Below are 18,852 nucleotides of genomic sequence, written 5' to 3'. Positions count from 1 at the left end.
GGGTTCAAATACTATTCAACTTCAATTTCTGGGTACCCATTTTTAACAGAAGCTTTAAAATCACTCAATGCTTTGTCATAATCTTCATCGCTATCTATAGCCTCGGCTGTTGCATCATACCACAATTGTGAGATAGCTAGATTGTTGGTTGTTGCTTTCTTTGCTGGAATACTCTTAACTAGGTCATAATACGTTTTCAATATTTTTTGATCTCCAAAGAGCTCATGTGTAAACGTATCCATATTTTCCTCATAAATCGGTAATAACGCTGGCATATTACCGGTTTCCTCAAGGTTGTATTGTTGCCATTCCTCACTTGCAATGAATTTAATAAATTCATATGCTAAATCTTTTTTGTCTGAACCCTCATAAATAGCACGGTATGTTCCACCTTGATAATACCCACTAGGTGTTTTCGCAAGACCATATTTTCCTGCTGCTGCACCATTTTCATTATCAATCATGAAGCTTGCCCAAGCAGGATTTGCAAACATAATTACGCCGCCTTCGTTAAGTGCGTCACCCCAACCACCTGAGAAGTAACCGAGTTTCGCACCGACACCTTCTTCTCTAATTCTTTTCATCTTATCAAAAATGTCTTCCCATGCAGGATCAATAACCAACTGGCTATCCTGTACCCACATTTCCTGATTCGACACTTCCGTATTATACACATCACCAAAGTGAGGGATTAGATGCACGTCACCATTGCTGTCTTTTTGTACTTTTTTACCTAAATCAATAATTTTATCCCATGTGCCCACCATTTCAGATACCTTTTCTGGATCATCTGTACCAAGATATTTTTTAGCTAGATCTCTGTGATACCAAAATGCACCAGGTGAAGAGTGGTCAGAAATTGCACGAATAGTTCCATCTTGGGCCACCCCAAGTTCTTTAACATATGGAACATAATTCTCTACCAGTTTCTCAGCACCCATCTCAGACAAATTAGCTACAAATGGTTGATTAATAAATTTCCCCATATACCCTCTTTCAAGGTCAAAAATATCAGGTACATCAGTCTTTGAATTAATCGAATTAATTAGTTTTGTTTGATACTGGTCTCCTGGGTACACACTTACCTTTACATTTACATTAGGATATTTCTCTTCGAACTTTGCTCCCATTTTTTCAACATCACCAAAGAATGTCCAAATTTCTAAATCACCTTCAAAGTCTTCCGGAGACTTCGGTTCAGAATTTTCGTTTTCGCTTTCACTGTCATTTGCCGCTTCCTCAGTATCCGAACAGGCTGCCAGTAAACCAAACGACAAAGTTAATACCAATAACAAACTAAACAGATTTAACCGTTTCATAATGGTTCCCCCTTAAGTTTTTGTTTTGTAAAGTTCAAAACATCATGCAAATGTAATAGTACCCCCACCACCTCCTCAAGTTTAAATTGTTTATTATAGTGCTGAACTTTTATTCCTTAACAGCACCCGCCATAACATTTCCAATAATTTGTTTAGAAAAGATAGCGAAGACAATAATAATCGGAATAATAGAAATAACAATTCCTACATACTGAGCACCGTAATCAACATTGAATTGACTTCTTACGCTAGCAATCATAACTGGGAGTGTCTGAAGTTCATTGTCAAACAATATAATCAAAGGTTGCAAGAACTCATTCCACTTCCCAATAAAGAGAAAAATTCCCAAGGTTGCTAAAGATGGTCCCATAAGGGGCAATCCTATACGATGAAAAATAGTTATTTCTTTACTTCCGTCAATTCGTGCTGCTTCAAGCATTTCCTTTGGAACGGAATTATCTGCAACTTGTTTAAAGAAAAATAGTGCGAAAGCATTACTAATGGACGGTAATATAAGCGGCCAATAGGTATTTATTAAACCGATTTCATTCATTAATCTGAAGAAACCAATTATCCCTAATTGACCTGGGACCATCATCGTACCTAGTACGCAAGCAAATAAAAATGAATTTCCCTTAAATTTATACTTCGAAAAGCCATAACCGCTCATAGCGGAAAAGTATAATCCCAATATGGTTGAAATCACAGTAATAAATAAACTGTTTAGAAAACCCCTCCAAATTGGAACAACATCAATTAAACGATTGTAGTTTTCTATAAATCGATCCCCAGGAAGTAATAATAAATTTCTGGCAATCTCAGAGTTTGGATGTGTAGACGTGATGATCATACTATAAAATGGAATCAAGCAAATAAACGCCGAAATAACAAGCATGATCCAAATTAAGGTTTTAATAATTAAGCTCTTACGTCGATTTGCTTTTAGCTTTTTTTCAGTTATTTCAGAGGACGATTTTATTTCTATTGATTGCTTCAATTTACTACGCCTCCTTTTTCTTTCTAACTCCTGGAATCATAAACGTCAGAATAGTTGCAATGGCGATGACAACAAATACACCATAAGCGATTGTGGCACCATAACCGTAGTCATATCTGACAAACGCTGCTTGATACAGGTTCATAATCATCGTAACAGTTGAATTATCTGGTCCATTACCTAACATTAAGGGCGCATCAAATATTTGTAGTCCACCAATAACCGAAGTAATTAGCGTAAATACAAGTACCGGTCTAATTAGTGGAATTGTAACTTTAATTGCCATTTGAACCCTTGAGGCACCATCAATTTCTGCAGCCTCATATAAATCCTTAGGTATTGCCTGCAATCCTGCCAGGATCACCAGCATATTAAACCCAAAATTTTGAAACATTATCGTAAGAGCAACGATGGCTCGTGCTATCCATGGGTCATTCATCCAGTAAATCGGATTTTCTATTAGCCCAATTGCGAGCAGAAATTGATTAATACTTCCTATCTGCCAATCAAACATTAGTGCAAACATAACACCTAATGTGATTGGTGTTATGATATTTGGAAAATAAAAGATCGCATGAAACAAGTGTCTACCCCTGATGAACTTTTCGTGTAACACAAGGGCAAGTGTTAGAGCGATAGTCAGCTGGGGAACAATTGAAAATATCCAAATAATCATGGTATTCCAGATTGATTTATAAAAAAGAGCATCATGTATCAATCGTTCATAGTTAGCTAATCCAATAAAAACTGGTTCATTGAATCCGGCCCAGTTCGTAAAACTCAAATAAAGTGAGTAGAGTATTGGGCCGAGTCCAAAAACGATAAAGGTAATAAAAAACGGGGCAATAAAATAGTATCCATGTGGATTTTTATCTATTTTATTTCTAAACATAAACGGTAATCCTCCTTCAAAATCATAGATTTTTACATGATTGACGAATAATAAGATCAGGTACTATAAGTAGTCGGTTTGAGAAGCTTTCCTTTTCTCCACTTAACTTTTCAATTAAACGATTTGAAGCCTTTTCCCCCATTTGAAAAAGAGGTTGTTTTACTGTAGTTAGAGGTGGATACACCCACCTCGAGACAGGAATGTCATCAAATCCGACAATTGAAATATCTCTTGGAACGTTATAACCCAACTCACTCGCACAAAGAAGTGCACCAATTGCCGTTTCATCATTGGAAGCAATGACGGCAGTGATCTCACTTATGTTAAACAGTTCCTTCATCGCTTTATGTCCACCTGCCTCGGACCAATCAGAGGGAACAACCCACGACGGGTTTTGTTCTAGTCCTAAGTCCGCCATAGCACCTTCATATCCTTTTCTGCGCCAAAATGTTGCTGAGAATTCCTCTGGTCCCGTAATATAGGCAATTTTCTCATGACCTATTCGACTTAAGTATTGCACCACTTCCCTTATCCCATGTTCGTTATCGACATCTACTGAAAAGACACTATCACTTTGATTCATATCTCCGATTATTGCTACAGGGGTGGTCAGTTTTTGGACCTCGTCTAAAAGTCGGTCGGTACGTTTTAAAAAACTAATTAATATAAGTCCATCTACCTGTCTCTCCTGAGCCAGGTTCATAAAACCGTATTCCCCTTGGTAATTTGACGTTCTACTATAATAAGTACATTGATAACCATGCACGTTAGCAACCTTCTCTATCCCTCTAAAAATATCAGCATAAAAGTTGTTTGCTATGTCATCAACTACAATACCTATTACTTTGGTATGTTTTTTTACCAACCTTCTTGCGTTGACATTAGGATAGAATTTAAGTTCTTGTATTGCCAACTTCAGAGCATCTTCCGTCACCTTTTTTACTTTATGACCATTTAAAAAGCGTGAAACTGTGCTTTTAGAAGTATTTGCAACTTTTGCAACGTCTTTAATTGTCGGATTCTCCATTTTTTCTCCAGCCCCTCCAAATTTTAAGAAAGCGCTTTCTATGTTCCAAAATGAAACCGTTCCCATTTTAATTCTAAACTCTTTCTGGGAGAATTTAATCTAAGTATTCAGTTCCTTTTTTAAACAATCTTTCTTTCCTATTAAATAATATAAATATTCCCAAACTTTAAACTACACTTGTATTTTAACCCATTCAATCTATTTAGGCAATACCTTTCTCACAAAATCCGTCATTAATATAACGGTTTTTGTGTGTTAAACTAAATAAACCACAACAAGCTACATCTGATCTGGAATAAAGTGAGTAATGTTACGTGGTTTTTTGACTCTATAATTTATTACACAATAACAACAACTACGCCTATCAGAAAGCCTATATTGTCTTTATGATAGACGTTTGATGTTGTTATTCTTTATAGCCATTTATAATCCTTTGCTGTTTCAAAGCTCAAACCAATTATTTTTAGCCAGTTTGCCATACCAGTAGTAGCTGTCTTTTTTCGTTCTTTCCAAGTTATTATAATTGACATGCACTAACCCAAAACGTTGGCTGTATCCAAAAGCCCATTCAAAATTATCAAGGAGGGACCATGTACAGTAAGCTATAACATTTACGTCGCTATTTATCGCACGATTTAATTCTGTTAAATGTTGGCGATAGTAACGGATACGTTTATCGTCACGGACTCTCCCCTCTACCGGCTCGTCATTGTAACATGCACCGTTCTCTGTAATAATAATTGGTATATCCCCATATTTCTTTTTAATATCCATTAGCACTTGGTAAAATCCTTCTGGAAATATCTTAAATCCAAGATCTGTACGATCATAGTCAAGATCAACATGTTCACAATCGAATAAACCTTGGTTTTCTTTATACCGAGCGACAGTACCTGTATAGTAGTTAATACCGAGAACGTCAATCGGCTCAGAAATAATGTCCATGTCTCCTTCTAAGACATTAACTTGTACACCTTTCTCAGCAAACCAATTAGAGAGAAGCTCTGGATATTTCCCTTTAAATACTGGATCGAAAAACCATTCCATAAACCAACTGGATGACCGTTGGCATGCATCAACATCCTCTTGCTTATTGGTAAAAGGTTCATACCAGCTGACATTTGGTGCAAAACCAATCTGTCCTTTGCAACCGTTCCCTCTAAATCGTTGGACTGCTTTTCCATGTGCGATTAACAAGTGATGCGCTACGTTAATTGCTGCTTGTAAATCTTTTTCACCAGGAGCTTGTTCACCTGAATAATGTCCAAGGAAGGCTACACACCATGGTTCATTAATGGTAAGCCATTGTTTGACCTTGTCTCCATATTCCTTATAAAGTAACTCTGCGTAATCAGCAAAGGCCTCAATTGTCTCGCGATTTTTCCAGCCGCCTTGATCTTGCAATGCCTGTGGTAAATCCCAATGATAGATAGTTACAATCGGTTCAATTCCATTCTCAACTAGCTGATCAATGAATTGGTGATAATGATTAACGCCATGCTGATTTACTTCCCCAGTACCATTAGGAAAAATCCTAGGCCATGCAATCGAAAAACGATATGTATTAACACCCAACTCCTTTAACAATTGGATATCCTCATCCATACGATGGTAGCTGTCACAAGCAACATCCCCATTGTCACCATTTAATACGTTACCTGGTGTCCTGCTAAAGGTATCCCAAATCGACATTCCTCGTCCATCTTCATCATAGGCGCCCTCAATTTGGTAGGATGCAGTTGACGCGCCGAACCGAAAATCCTTTGGAAATGTAATGATTGCCATGGTTGTTTTCCTCCCTATCTATAAATTCCTTCAGATGGTTCTATTAAACTTTTTTTAACACGTTGCTTGGAGCCGATTGTATAAGCTACTGGCTCCAAGCGTATGAATAAGAAATCTATTCTTCCCATTCGAGTAGATTTGTTTCAGTAACTGGTTTTGATGTATCCTTTGGAATTCTGAACGTTTTAATTTCACAAGGTCCAAAACTAGCAGTTATCAAACGATCCCACCTTGGCAAATGTATGGTTGCCTCCGTGCCAACTTTATTCGTTTCATAGCAGCGGATGATAATATCATCATTGTCCTCTGCCTGTTTCATTGCACTAACAATCACATTATCTTGCTCAATCGAAACATACGAATCCTTTTGTGGTAATGTTCCCTCATGATACGTTTCAATTAAAGCCACCGGACGCTGGTTTAATTCCGCGGCATGCTTTACTGTTTGAGCTTCTTCCCAACTATCTTCATGTGGTAACAGGGTATAGCGGAAATTTTGGATTCCTTGATCAATAAAGGAATAATGTCCGTCTGGATCTGGAACCAGTGGATCGTGATGTGCATATATTGGACTTCTTAAAACCGTTAGACTTAATTCATTTCCTTCCACATCGTAGCTGTATTTTGCATCATTAGTGATACTAAGACCATAGCGGCCACCTGTTTCTTTAACTGTTCCAGAAACATCAATCCAGCTTTGTCCAACTTGTTCTTCACCATTTGCTTCACGAATGATATGACCATAAGGTATTTCATACGTTGCCTTCCGATGCACAACATTAACAGGGTATTTTAATTTCAGTACTTTAAACTTCTCTCTCCAATCAACCGTTACATTTACATCGATATAATCTAAATCCTTGTACATCGCAAATTCCTGAATTAGTGTCGATGAACCATATTCACTCACAACACGGATTATGGACTTAACTGGACCATGTTCAACCCGCTTAATACTTTTAGCCTGGAACTCTCCAGCTACATCGTCATAACGAACGACATCATGTGACCAGGTATCACTCGTATCGTTAATTACCACTGGTTTTGCTGCTTCACCAGTAAACACTTCATATTGCTTTTGTTTATCGTAAAGACTGCTGATAAATCCACTTTTCGGATCAAATTGTAGTCTGTATCGGCTATTTTCTAGTACATAATCATTGGCTTTAATTGTCTCGAATTGTTTAGGCTTTGAATTAGAAACCATTTTATAGACCCGATAACCCATGGCAGGAATTTTAGCAATAAAGCTTAAACGATTTCGGCCATTAGCTGTGGCGTGGGATTGAACAACTTGTACAGGAACTTCTTGTCCCACTTCATCAGTTAATAGTTGGTCTTCTTTTAATCGTTTAAACTCCACCTCAACATTTGTCTCAACCTCCCAGGCATGTGGGTTGAAAACAACAATTGGCAGCATCTCTTCATCTTGTTCAATATTAATATTCCATGCTAGAGACTGTACTGCATAGTTAAGCCCTTGATCTGCAATAGACATTGCTTCTCCATGCATATTTCTGGCATCTTCATACGCTTCCTCTATACTTGTTCCTGCCAAAATATCATGGAATTGATTGAACATGACATTTTTCCATGCTTGTTTATAGTTGGTTGGATAGGGTTGGCCGGTAGTCGCATTTGCGATAACAGACAATTTCTCTGCTTTTGCTAATAAATTCTCTGCTTCTCTATTCCATTTCTTTATACCCGAATGTGCAGAATAACAGCCTTTAGCATGGTTTTGTAAGTCATGGTGAACAGTTGGAAGAGACACACCTTGTTTTTTTACTTCTTCGAAAAACTGATTTGGTGAGCTAAGAACTAAATTGGGCATATCTTCTTGCTCATTTAACCGTTTAATACTTTCAATATTTTCCTTCGTTGGTCCACCTCCATGATTTCCAACACCATAAAAGCTCATCAACTCGTTAACAGGTTCCTTCAACTCTTTGGCACACCTATTAACGTGCTGTTCTAAATCCTGTCCCCACGTGGTATATTCAAACGGGACTTGGAAAGTCATCACGCGAGACCCATCATCAGATTCCCACCAGAATAAACGACCTGGTAATCCTTTCTCATGTGGCCCTGGACGCATAAATACATAGTGGTCCATGCCACTCTTCTGTAGGATTTGTGGTAGCATTCCTGCATGACCAAAACTATCCACGTTATACCCAACAGATGCAGTAACTCCAAATTTTTCTTTAAAATAGTGCTGCCCGTATAAACCTTGTCTAACAAAAGATTCCCCACTCGGGATGTTACAATCTGGTTGTAACCACCAACCACCACAAATAATCCATCTTCCTTCTTGTATTCGCTCTTTTATTTCTTCAAACATCTCAGGGGCATTTTTCTCCACCCATTCATACATCACAGCTGAACTGGAGGTAAATACAAAATCATCATATTCATTTAAACGATCTAATGCAGAGCGAAAGGTTGCTTTCGTCTCTTGAAAACCTTCTTGCCATTGCCATAGCCATACCGGGTCTAAGTGGGCATTACCTATCATGTGTAACGTCTTTTCTTTCATTGTTCTTCCTCCTTGTTGAAAAAAATAGTAGTTTACATATCTAATTTAATTGTGACAGGCTGTGGCTTAAGCCCGTCTTGTAAATTTTCCAGGTAAGCAAGCCAGTCCTTTTGATTTTTCTTAAAGTTCCTTTTTGTGATACGTTTCAGCTCAGCATGCGCGTGTTCAGCTAATAAGGAACGGGAATCATCGAGGTAGTTAACCAGAATAGTATAACCTTGTTCACCCGCACAGCTTGCGAGTGCACGGGCAATGCTTAGATCGAGCATTGCTTGCCTTTCTTGAAAGTAATCAGGCTCTACCCCTGTAGTACGGGTTTGATCGCTCAGATAACCGTGCGTGTAAAAACTTTCTAATATTGGGATACAATCAGGATCTGCTAAACGTTCGATTCCATAACAAACAGCATCAACATAATAAAAAGTTCCTTTAAGCATATCCTTTAGGTTTTCTTCTGAAGGGTCTATCCTCGAAGCAATTTTTCTCCAAATTGGAATACTTTTTTTATCTCTCGTCATTCCTAAAGTATAGATCAAGTACACGACATCTGGCATCGCCCCCTGATCTGGTGGCAACTGGGTATGTCGGATAGCATTATCCCTTATCGGTAACCCATAATCACCTAATTGTTTTTCAATTTCTCTTACTAATACAGGAACTCCATAGGATGATTCGTACATTGCCAATGCTTGTGCGAGAACGATTTGCCTATTCATGGCTCCTTTTTCTATTGAATGATCTAAAGCCTTTTCCAGAAAAGGAATGACTTTTGGTCCCACAGTACAAATCTCAACGATAGGAATTCTGTCAGTGAACACTTCATCCATTTCCATATCCGCATACATGTACAGCGGCTGCTCACCTGATAAAGAGTCAACTAGTGATTCCAGTTCTTCATCACGATACTCCTTGTTGTTTAGCGTTCTAGTAAGTACATTCTCTGGAAGTAGTCCTTCTGCTATTACGCGTTTTTGTAACTGCTTTACATCAATATCCCTTGGGAGTTGACGGTTACGGACGGATTGGGCGGCTGCAAGTGCAACCACACCACCTAAATTCTCTAAGTCTGATTGCATCCGAATAGCAGCGAATGCGTCATGGGTTGCTGAAACAGCTTTTCCAGCTATCAGTATTCCTTCAAGTTCTTTTGGCAGCAGAATTCGATACGGTATCTCAATCTCTAAATTCGGTGGTATAAGCCCTAAATGCATCCAGTCAGCACCATTTTTACCTTTCATATCATGATTACTAAAGTGAATGTTAATCACATCATCCCATTGACGATACTTTAACTGATCCGTCAGGGTCATCACTTCTTCACCTAAAATGTGACGTGTTTCTCTGGAAGCAACATATATCCCGTGATCATGAACATCCCGTTTACGCTTACGTCTGCGGCCATCCAAAATGGCCCTTGTATAGTCCTCCACATTAGAAATATGAACCATGCTTGTAAAATTGTTCTGTGAACGACCTGGCTTTGCAAATTGTGCTAGTGAATACCACATAACAATATGATCTCGTTCTGACCCATAGAGATAATCAGCACCAGCAAATGCGGCTATATCTCCATCACCAGTTGCATCAATGACCGTTTCAGCTAGAACTGCAAACATTCCAAATTTAGATGCTACAATGACACCTCTGACTCGATTACCTTCCATTATTGTTCCAATAGTCATTGTGTAGAAATACGTGTTCACACCTGCTGATTCAGCTTCATTTAACAGCGCATACATCTTTGCTTCCACATTCCACTTCGGACTATAGTGGTTAATACGTTTTTGCACCTCATTAACCTTTTCTGTTACACGTTCATTAAACCCTACCCTACGACCAAACCAATAACTATCAACGGCTCCTAAAGTTGCCGTACCACCCAGACCCGGATTCATTTCTAATAATATGGTATCCATTCCCTCGTTGGCTGATGTAATGGAGGCAGTTGCGCCGCTTGTACCACCACCAATTACCAGCACATCCGCGTGATGGAGGATCGGAATATCATGTCCAGGTACAAATTGCCTTTTGTAGGCTTTACCTTCTTGAGGTTGATCTAACTCAGCAACCTGGTAAACTGAATCACTTCGTACTGTTTCCTGCAGGGTATCAATTTTAGGCACTTCATTAGATAAATTTACTAGTTCATCCCACTTTTCAATTAATAGTTCAGCTACGTGTTCACCCAGCTCACTGGATGTTACAGGATTAGAGAACAGTTGACTGGCTTTCGAAATTCGAGCAGATTCATTTAAACACCAAACACGATAATCTGAACCGACAAAGTCCTCTACTCTCGCTTGATCCTTTGAACCATTTCCTCCATCTATCGACTTCCCACTCAAACGAGGAAAGTCTAAGGCTTGTAATTCATAGGAAGAAGCTGCTAAATAAGCATGTTGAAATGCAGGGTGATGTTGAATAAAGTACTCCGCCAATTTCATCATTGTATGTCTAGACTCTACTTCGAAATTCATTTCCTGGCCGATGGTTGATTTCTTTTCCTTTGTTTCCATCGTAAGTTTAAATTCCAATACTACGTGCCCTTTCTCTAAATAGCCTCGGTGAACATAAACAGTATCGTCATCGATCCCTATTTCCTCTGGTACTTTTATGTATCGATCCGAGATTTCTTCTGATCGATACATTTCGATCGTTTTTAGAAAACTGCGCGTCATTTGTTTTTTCGTTTCAAATCGTTCACCTGTTAAACGTAAAACACTTGAAGACTCTGTTGCATCAATAACTATATCTGCTTTAATGACCTGCCTACCAGATTTATTTCCGATGACAAGCAACTTTTTTCCGCTATCATCGGTGTTCAATTCTGATGGGTAACTTGCATATAGAAGCTTGACATTTCTTTCTAATAACAGGTCTTCTAAGGATGTCTTGACATGGTCCATATAAAGAGCTGTTTCACCATCTCTTTCCACACCGCGCCTTGAAACCTCTTTGACAACTTCAGTAAATGAAATGGATGTTGAATCTGTTGAACTCTCCAACCAAGGACGAAGATTTGCCGTGACCTCTCGCCCCAAATATGTTCTCGATTCGATTACAGCAACAGTTTTGCCCCTTTTAGCAAGTTCTCTTGCTGCCGAGACACCAGCAAAAGAACCTCCAACAATTACTGCATCCACATCATATAAAATTGGTAACTCTTTATTTTGGACGCTTACAGTACTTTTTTCCGAAAAATCAAATCTGCTTGTATCCATTTAAAACATCCTTCTTTGGGAACGCTCCCACTCTTAAATAAGTTGAGCTTTCAAGTTCCTTAAATTAGATTCCGTAACATCCATAACTCCAACATCATACCATCTCTTTTTCATGACTAGTTAAATAATTAAGACTTTTTTAAAATTTCTTTGTTATATCTAACAGTTGTGGACGCTTTACCTCACTAGTTAAATGATAATGTTTACCCTGTTCGGATGCGATATGGAATCCATGCATAATTTCCAGTACGTGATAAGTCAAATCGACATTAGCCCGGTGTTGTCGACCTTCTAGAATTGCCTCTGCCATATCAGCTAGTCCAATGCCTCTGTTATTTGACCGATACCCATGTGTCAGTGGTACTTCCATGAACTCTTTTTCACCTTTTCTTCGGTATTTCACTGGACCTCCAAAGGTGTTTGGATCAGGAATACTCAATGTACCAAGTTCACCGTACACTTCAATTCTAGGTAAATTGCTCCCCCAAGAATCAAAACTAGTCACTAGCGTACCGACAGCACCATTCTCAAAATCTAGCACTCCAGCAATATGAGTCGGTACTTCAACTGGAATTTTGCGCCCCTCGGGTGTTTCGCGCTCGCTAAATGACATGTTAGCTGATCCTGTCACCCTTTTCACAGAGCCAATTAAAGAGATTAGGGCGGTAATGTAGTATGGTCCCATGTCAAACATCGGCCCACCACCTGTTTGATAAAAGAAATCCGGATTTGGATGCCACTCTTCAACACCATTACTCATAAAAAATGCATTAGCTCCAATTGGTCTACCAATCCATCCATCCTGAATTAATTTGGCACACGTTTGAATTCCTCCACCTAAGAAAGTATCTGGAGCACCTCCAACCCGGAGGCCTTTTAAGTTAGCTAACTCAACTACTTTTTTTCCATCCTCCAATGATATGGCAAGAGGTTTTTCCGAATACACGTGTTTGCCAGCTTCAAGAGCTGTCAACGATACTTGACCGTGTGCTGCTGGGATAGTTAGATTTACTACTATATCAATTTCTGAATCAGCCAACATTTTGTCTACACTGTAAGCTTTAACATTAAACGCTTCTGCTTTAGATTTTGCTCTTTCACTATCTAAATCTGCACAGGCCACAATATCTAGTGACTGAAATAGTCGACAATTATTAAAATAGATATTGCTAATGTTTCCACAACCTATAATACCTATATTTAGTTTTTCCATTGGTACCTCCTAGTTCACTTTAGAATTTTAACCCATTGTCTTGTTTCTGCAGATTTTACAACAGCCTCTAATATACGCTGATTTTTTAAACCATCTTCAAAGTTAGGGGACGGGGAAACCCCTTTTGCTATCCCATCCATGAAACAAGATAATAGATTGATAAAGGTGTGTTCATAACCTATTCCATGTCCAGCAGGCCAATACGATTCAGCAAATGGATGCTGTTCTTCCGTACAATGAATGGTTCTAAACCCTTGCAAACCTGGTTCGTCGTCATCGAAATAAACCTGAAGATGATTCATTTTTTCCATATCCCAACGTATCGATCCTTTTGAACCATTAATTTCAAAGCGGTTACCATTTCGATTACCACCAGCATACCTAGTTGCTTCAAAAACCCCTAAAGCACCACTTTCAAAATGAGCTAAAAATGCAACCGCATCATCAACATCTACTTCCTCAAGTTGATCACCTTTTATTGCTGATAAGCCACTACTCATCTCAGCAACAGGACGCTTTTTAACAAATGTTTTCATTGTTCCCATTACCTCATCGATTTCACCAATCAAAAATCTCGCTAAATCGATACTATGGGCTCCAATGTCACCAAGTGTCCCTGTTCCGGTCACTTCTTTACGAAGACGCCAGACAAGCGGGAAATTTGGATCCATCATCCAATCTTGTAAGTATGTAGCCCGGATATGGCGGATCTCACCTAAACGGCCATCTTGGATCAGTTTTTTCGCATATTGTACGGCCGGCGCAAAACGATAATTATGGGTAATCATATGTACAACATTATTCTTTTTAACCGCTTCAAACATTCTTTCCGCTTGTTCCACAGACAATGCTAATGGTTTCTCACATAGGATATGCTTTCCTGCTTCTGCAGCTGCAATAGCCATTTCTGCATGTGTATTATTTGGAGTAACTATATCAATTAAATCAATATCGTCTCTCTCTATCAGACTTCGCCAATTGGTTTCATAGGAGAGCCAACCCATTTTTTCTGCTTCTTTTTTTACTTTTTCTTCATTCCTACCGGCTATCGCTTGTAGTATAGGTTCTACATCCTGGTCAAAAAAGAACGGTAAATCACGATATGCATGACTGTGCGCTTTACCCATAAATTGATAACCAATCATACCAATGCGAATTTTTTGAGAACCCATGACAACACTCCTTTTTGATAGGTTAAGAGGTTTTCCTTTAAGCGTTCATGTGTTTGTTTTGTGCCTTTTCCAATGCAAGAAGGGCAACAGAAAAGCTTGCTAAGTCTCCAATACTTTCCCCAAGTCCTGTAGGGGTGACCTCACAAACCGATAAGGATATAGAAATCGCTTCTTTTTTTAATTCTTTTAACACTAGTGGTTCTAATATCTCTTGTTGCCTTCCATAAATACTACCGATTACAATTTTTTCTGGATTTAACGTATCCACGAGAAATGCAAGCCCTCTCCCTAATTGAAAGCCGACAATTGAAAATACCTCAAGTGCCAGTTCATCGCCTGCTTGGGCCGAATCTCCAACTTTTTTTGTTGTAATATCCTTTAATTGATCGAAGGACGGACAGTACTGCGGTGGATTCCCTTCTTTAATCGCTTTTTCAGCCATGTTAGCAGCAAGTCTTGCAATACCCCCGCCACTACAAAAGCCTTCAAAGGAACCAGCTTTCCCAAAACCTACTGGGCCTTCATCTGCCAATCGAACATGCCCTACTTCACCAGCCAAATCATTTGTACCAGAATATAACTGTCCATTTAAAATCAGTCCCGCACCCATACCAGTACCAAATGTAAGAAAAATCATGTTTTCCGTACCTTTACCAGCACCCCATTTCCACTCTGCCATTGCTCCTGCATTGGCATCATTTTGTAGTGCCACAGGGATGTGATAACGGTCTTCTAGCAATTTTACAATTTCAATAGTATCCCACCCTGGTAAGTTTGGTGGAGACAGGATGACACCCTGACGGCTGTTTAGTGGCCCACCACAACTAACGCCGATTGCAACCAAGTCTGATACCTGATACTTTTCAATGAGCTGATCTAGCTTTTCTGTCATTTCATTAATTGCTTTTTCTGGCGTTTCAGGTGTAGGAAATTGCTTCCTTTCCATAATTTCGATGGTTTCTCCTACTAACTTCCCTAAGAGCACCGCACATTTAGTCCCGCCAATATCCAAACCTGCTAATATGGTCATGATTTAAAAAACTCCTTTTCTAGCATAATACAAAGCGTATGATAGATTGGTAAGTGTCTTTCTTGAATATCTAAAGTTTCTTGCCATGGTACACAAATGGAAACATCACAAATCTCTTTCATCTTGCCTCCATTTTCCCCAGTAAAACCAATCGTTTTAAGTCCCATAGCCTTTGCCACCTTTAGAGCCTTCAGCACATTATCTGAATTTCCAGAAGTACTTATACCCAGCAAGATATCCTTTTGATCGCCATAACCATATACTTGTTGGGCAAACACCATATCAGCTGCTACATCATTTACGAACGCGGTCGTAAGTGCCGAATGACTTACAAGTGATATGGCAGGTAACGCTTGTTGTAAATGTTCAGCCAGGTAACTACCTTCAGATGAATCGACGCTCATTAACTGTTGTTTAAATTCCGGATCAACCGGACGTTGTAGTGTAAACCCTTTCATTAACTCGCCTACTATATGTTCGCAATCGGCAGCGCTACCACCATTGCCACACAATAAAAGCTTCCCCGCTTGGTGATAACTCGCTACTAAAAGGTCAAAGGCTCGCTCAATATCTGGTACGCACGGTGTTAGATCAGGGTATTTATCTACTAACTTTTCAACTTCTTGATTCATGCCAATTCATCCTTTCCTTGTTGATTTCCAATATCAAGTAAATGATTAAATGCTTTTTCGATAAATTCTGTGTTACCAAAACTTCCCGATTTAAGCACGAACAAGTAGGAAGGGTCTGTATGGGAAAGGCAGGATGGCAATCCGGGTTGTATTTCTTTCCACACTCTCATTCCTCGTATTTGAAGGGTCTTACAAACAGTTGCTGATGTATCACCACCAGCAATCACAAAGCGATGTTGTCCGGTTCGCTCGATCACTATGGAAGTAATCGCAGCGATCGTTTCCGAAATTAACCGTGATAATTCTGTATTACTCCATCCATGTTTTGTGCCTTCTTCTTTTGTGGTCTTAATCTTTTCAGAAGTATTTGACGTATGAAGAATAACATTTTTGCCATCATTTATATGTTGTATGATGATATCTGTTTGGTGATTGACCATTCTCGGCCTGTCACTAGCTTTAATGAGAGAAAGTGTATCCAATTCTAAAACGATATTTCCGTTTTTCCGCATATATTCTATCTGTCCATAGGTTTGAGGCATAAGACTTCCCGCTGCGCAAAAGAGGCCTTTGTCCGCTGCTATATCTGGCAGTGGAAGGGTGTTAATTCTTGCCTCTCGTTTCTTTTGAACCTTGGGTAGTTCTTCCGCTAGAGCAGAACTTCCACAAATAATTCTTTCTTGATAGACCGCTTCTGCAATTTCATGTAGATCATTTTGATTCGTTACATCCAAAATAACATAGTTAACCTCTTGCTTATCTTTCATTTTTCGAATATGTTCTTTTATTATTTTCGGTCCTTGCTCGATTACAGAGTGGTCAATCGACCCTACTTTTCGTTTCGTTTGAGATTGCAAAATCTTCACCAAATCAGATTCTATCATTGGATGGATAGGATCATCTTTAAACTGTGAGCTTTCCAGTTTCTCTCCATAAACGTAATGGGTAGCATTTACTGTTGTTCTTCCGTTTTTAGGGAATCCTAACACAACAATCGCAAACTCCTCTTCCAAAGCATCTAACATAGCATCAAACTCGGCACCGATATTCCCACGAAAAACAGAACATGTTTTATTAAAAAATTGAACTGCTCCAGCTTTTTGTATATCTATCGTTGCGTTAAAAACTTTATTATACGCTGTTTTTGCATCATCTAGTCTGGAGTCCGTATCAAATATTAGGACATCTGTAGTGCCTTCCATTATTTGTGGTAATACAGATGAATGGTAACTATAGATATCAGCTAGATAACTAGACTTACTGAACATCACACCAATATCGTTTGAACCAGTAATATCATCTGCTATAACACCTATCATTTTTCATCCCACTTTCTTCTTGGTTTATAGCCTGAGTTATGAAGAAAGTCATGCACTACCTCTCGCGGAACTTGTTCAAGATCCACGGAAGCACTCATGGCCGTAATCATCATCCGGCAAGTATATTCAAGCGTTTGCAAAGCCATTCGAGCCTCTTTGATACTGGTATCAAATACAAGGACCCCATGATTTTCCAACAATAAAATATTAGCTTTGGATGCCTTTTCCTTTACAGCTTTTCCTAATGCTTCTGAACCTGGGTGATGATACGCTACACGTTCAACACGTTCTAAATAATACATAGATTCCACAAACCATTCAGAAGGAATATCCTTGTTAGAGCTTGCAACTAATGTGCTATAAAAAGGCGATGCATGTAGGATAGCATTTACGTCAGGACGTTGTTGATACACAGCTAGGTGCATAGGTACTTCTTTGGAAGGTTTTTTTCCCTCTTCATTTCTACTACCATCAAAGGAACATTCGACAAGATCATCCGGTCCCAATTCTCCAAGGTACGTCCCACTAGCCGTAATAAAAAAACGATCATCTGATGATTTCGCACTAATGTTCCCGGCATTTCCCCATGCTAACTGATTATCCATCATATAGCGGCCAACTTCTTGTAATTGCTTGTTGATTTCACTTTTCTTTAACATGCGTAATTTCACTCCATTATGTTTACTCATTTTTATAATAGCTAAAGCCACATGAGCTTCATATAAATGAACAACGTTAGAAATCTATAACTGAAAATCTTTCACATGTTGTGCACTAGTTAAGAAGTTTTCAATCTTTTCGATGACTGTTTGTTCTACTGCATGCTGCCCACGCCTTTTTTCAGAATCAGGCAAAGCTTTACATTCTTTGTTCGTCATTCTTTCTTCCCTGCCAAGAGCGGCTAGCAAGCTAAGTTCCAAATCAGTAGCAATATTGACTTTGCTAATTCCCCCATTTGGTAGTTTCATAGCTGCTTGGATCATTTTAGCCGGTACTCCAGAACCACCATGTAAAACAAGATGTACAGGCGTTAAAGAACGAATAGCTTTTAATCGTTCCAAATCAACAGTTGGTTTTCTCACATTATAAACACCATGAGCGGTACCTACTGAAGCTGCCAGAGCATCTATTTTCGTTCCATTCACAAACTGTAGCGCTTCTTCCGGGTCAGTATACAACTCTTCATCACGATCTGTTTCTACAAAATCTGTTGTTCCAATCATGCCGAGTTCTGCCTCCACTGATACACCTTTTGAATGAGCGTACGCAGCAACTTTTGCACTTATCTCAATATTCTTTTCCAGTGGATGTTCAGATGCATCAATCATAACCGATGTAAAGCCTGCTTCAATCGCATCCTTAATTACTTGGAAATCTTTTGTATGGTCTAAATGCAGTACAACTGGAATTGTAATAGTTTCGTCTTTCATTGTTTGATAGAAGACTTCCCCAATTTCAAATGGGGTAATGTGATATCGCTCTAATTCTTTTTGAGAGATTTGTACAATAATTGGTGATTGTGTTTTTTGTCCAGCTCTTAAAATAGGTAGTATCATATCTGTATACCTTGCAGAAAAAGACCCAATCGCATAGTTTCCTTTTTCAGCCTGTTCTAAAGCTTTTTTTAAAGTAACGACATTTTTGTTTTTTACATGATTCATTTAAAAAACCCCTTTTCAAACCTATTTTATATACGCACAACGCTG

The 18,852-nt window shown here is 38.9% G+C and carries 14 protein-coding genes; all 14 read right to left on the bottom strand.

Annotated elements, in window-relative coordinates:
• Window positions 1-11: 11 nt before the first annotated feature.
• Window positions 12-1,319 (bottom strand): ABC transporter substrate-binding protein, encoded by a 1,308-nt coding sequence (locus AC3G7N_RS00695; RefSeq protein WP_489420209.1) that lies wholly within the window; start codon window positions 1,317-1,319, stop codon window positions 12-14.
• 109 nt (window positions 1,320-1,428) lie between these two features.
• The gene (locus tag AC3G7N_RS00690; protein ID WP_489420208.1) at window positions 1,429-2,316 is read right to left on the bottom strand and encodes a carbohydrate ABC transporter permease; all 888 of its coding nucleotides are present in this window, start codon (window positions 2,314-2,316) and stop codon (window positions 1,429-1,431) included.
• Between the two features lie 4 nt (window positions 2,317-2,320).
• Window positions 2,321-3,208, bottom strand: coding sequence for a carbohydrate ABC transporter permease (locus AC3G7N_RS00685; protein ID WP_489420207.1), 888 nt, complete (start codon window positions 3,206-3,208; stop codon window positions 2,321-2,323).
• Window positions 3,209-3,230: 22 nt separating this feature from the next.
• Window positions 3,231-4,235 (bottom strand): LacI family DNA-binding transcriptional regulator, encoded by a 1,005-nt coding sequence (locus tag AC3G7N_RS00680; protein ID WP_489420206.1) that lies wholly within the window; start codon window positions 4,233-4,235, stop codon window positions 3,231-3,233.
• Window positions 4,236-4,676: 441 nt separating this feature from the next.
• On the bottom strand, window positions 4,677-6,020 hold the full coding sequence (locus AC3G7N_RS00675) for a GH1 family beta-glucosidase (RefSeq protein ID WP_489420205.1): 1,344 nt from the start codon (window positions 6,018-6,020) through the stop codon (window positions 4,677-4,679).
• 115 nt (window positions 6,021-6,135) lie between these two features.
• Window positions 6,136-8,559: an alpha-mannosidase gene (locus tag AC3G7N_RS00670; RefSeq protein ID WP_489420204.1), complete on the bottom strand. Its 2,424-nt coding sequence runs from the start codon at window positions 8,557-8,559 to the stop codon at window positions 6,136-6,138.
• A gap of 32 nt (window positions 8,560-8,591) precedes the next feature.
• Window positions 8,592-11,780 carry an FAD-dependent oxidoreductase gene (locus AC3G7N_RS00665; protein WP_489420203.1) on the bottom strand — a complete coding sequence of 1,063 codons (3,189 nt, stop codon included), beginning with the start codon at window positions 11,778-11,780 and terminating at the stop codon, window positions 8,592-8,594.
• Window positions 11,781-11,919: 139 nt separating this feature from the next.
• Window positions 11,920-12,993, bottom strand: coding sequence for a Gfo/Idh/MocA family protein (locus AC3G7N_RS00660; RefSeq protein ID WP_489420202.1), 1,074 nt, complete (start codon window positions 12,991-12,993; stop codon window positions 11,920-11,922).
• A gap of 14 nt (window positions 12,994-13,007) precedes the next feature.
• The gene (locus tag AC3G7N_RS00655; RefSeq protein WP_489420201.1) at window positions 13,008-14,165 is read right to left on the bottom strand and encodes a Gfo/Idh/MocA family protein; all 1,158 of its coding nucleotides are present in this window, start codon (window positions 14,163-14,165) and stop codon (window positions 13,008-13,010) included.
• Between the two features lie 37 nt (window positions 14,166-14,202).
• A complete protein-coding gene (locus AC3G7N_RS00650; RefSeq protein ID WP_489420200.1) occupies window positions 14,203-15,195 on the bottom strand; it encodes an ROK family protein in 993 nt (330 codons plus the stop codon).
• Window positions 15,192-15,827: a D-sedoheptulose-7-phosphate isomerase gene (locus AC3G7N_RS00645; protein WP_489420199.1), complete on the bottom strand. Its 636-nt coding sequence runs from the start codon at window positions 15,825-15,827 to the stop codon at window positions 15,192-15,194. The genes AC3G7N_RS00650 and AC3G7N_RS00645 overlap by 4 nt, the downstream gene beginning before the upstream one ends.
• A complete protein-coding gene (locus AC3G7N_RS00640; protein WP_489420198.1) occupies window positions 15,824-17,146 on the bottom strand; it encodes a four-carbon acid sugar kinase family protein in 1,323 nt (440 codons plus the stop codon). Before AC3G7N_RS00640 ends, AC3G7N_RS00645 begins: the two co-directional genes overlap by 4 nt.
• Window positions 17,143-17,835, bottom strand: a complete 693-nt coding sequence (locus tag AC3G7N_RS00635) for a class II aldolase/adducin family protein (protein ID WP_489420197.1) — start codon at window positions 17,833-17,835, stop codon at window positions 17,143-17,145. Before AC3G7N_RS00635 ends, AC3G7N_RS00640 begins: the two co-directional genes overlap by 4 nt.
• A gap of 54 nt (window positions 17,836-17,889) precedes the next feature.
• Window positions 17,890-18,807: a class II fructose-bisphosphate aldolase gene (locus AC3G7N_RS00630; RefSeq protein WP_489420196.1), complete on the bottom strand. Its 918-nt coding sequence runs from the start codon at window positions 18,805-18,807 to the stop codon at window positions 17,890-17,892.
• Window positions 18,808-18,852: the final 45 nt, after the last annotated feature.

This window comes from Virgibacillus carmonensis (assembly GCF_057836705.1).
The sequence above is the reverse complement of the archived record's forward strand: the minus strand, read 5'-3'. Positions and strand labels throughout refer to the sequence as shown.

What these genes read in the sequence shown, in the direction of transcription:
- AC3G7N_RS00695 (WP_489420209.1), bottom strand. Translation starts at nt 1,319, where the DNA reads ATGAAACGGTTAAATCTGTTTAGTTTGTTATTGGTATTAACTTTGTCG.
- AC3G7N_RS00685 (WP_489420207.1), bottom strand. Translation starts at nt 3,208, where the DNA reads ATGTTTAGAAATAAAATAGATAAAAATCCACATGGATACTATTTTATT.
- AC3G7N_RS00680 (WP_489420206.1), bottom strand. Translation starts at nt 4,235, where the DNA reads ATGGAGAATCCGACAATTAAAGACGTTGCAAAAGTTGCAAATACTTCT.
- AC3G7N_RS00675 (WP_489420205.1), bottom strand. Translation starts at nt 6,020, where the DNA reads ATGGCAATCATTACATTTCCAAAGGATTTTCGGTTCGGCGCGTCAACT.
- AC3G7N_RS00670 (WP_489420204.1), bottom strand. Translation starts at nt 8,559, where the DNA reads ATGAAAGAAAAGACGTTACACATGATAGGTAATGCCCACTTAGACCCG.
- AC3G7N_RS00665 (WP_489420203.1), bottom strand. Translation starts at nt 11,780, where the DNA reads ATGGATACAAGCAGATTTGATTTTTCGGAAAAAAGTACTGTAAGCGTC.
- AC3G7N_RS00660 (WP_489420202.1), bottom strand. Translation starts at nt 12,993, where the DNA reads ATGGAAAAACTAAATATAGGTATTATAGGTTGTGGAAACATTAGCAAT.
- AC3G7N_RS00655 (WP_489420201.1), bottom strand. Translation starts at nt 14,165, where the DNA reads ATGGGTTCTCAAAAAATTCGCATTGGTATGATTGGTTATCAATTTATG.
- AC3G7N_RS00650 (WP_489420200.1), bottom strand. Translation starts at nt 15,195, where the DNA reads ATGACCATATTAGCAGGTTTGGATATTGGCGGGACTAAATGTGCGGTG.
- AC3G7N_RS00645 (WP_489420199.1), bottom strand. Translation starts at nt 15,827, where the DNA reads ATGAATCAAGAAGTTGAAAAGTTAGTAGATAAATACCCTGATCTAACA.
- AC3G7N_RS00640 (WP_489420198.1), bottom strand. Translation starts at nt 17,146, where the DNA reads ATGATAGGTGTTATAGCAGATGATATTACTGGTTCAAACGATATTGGT.
- AC3G7N_RS00635 (WP_489420197.1), bottom strand. Translation starts at nt 17,835, where the DNA reads ATGAGTAAACATAATGGAGTGAAATTACGCATGTTAAAGAAAAGTGAA.
- AC3G7N_RS00630 (WP_489420196.1), bottom strand. Translation starts at nt 18,807, where the DNA reads ATGAATCATGTAAAAAACAAAAATGTCGTTACTTTAAAAAAAGCTTTA.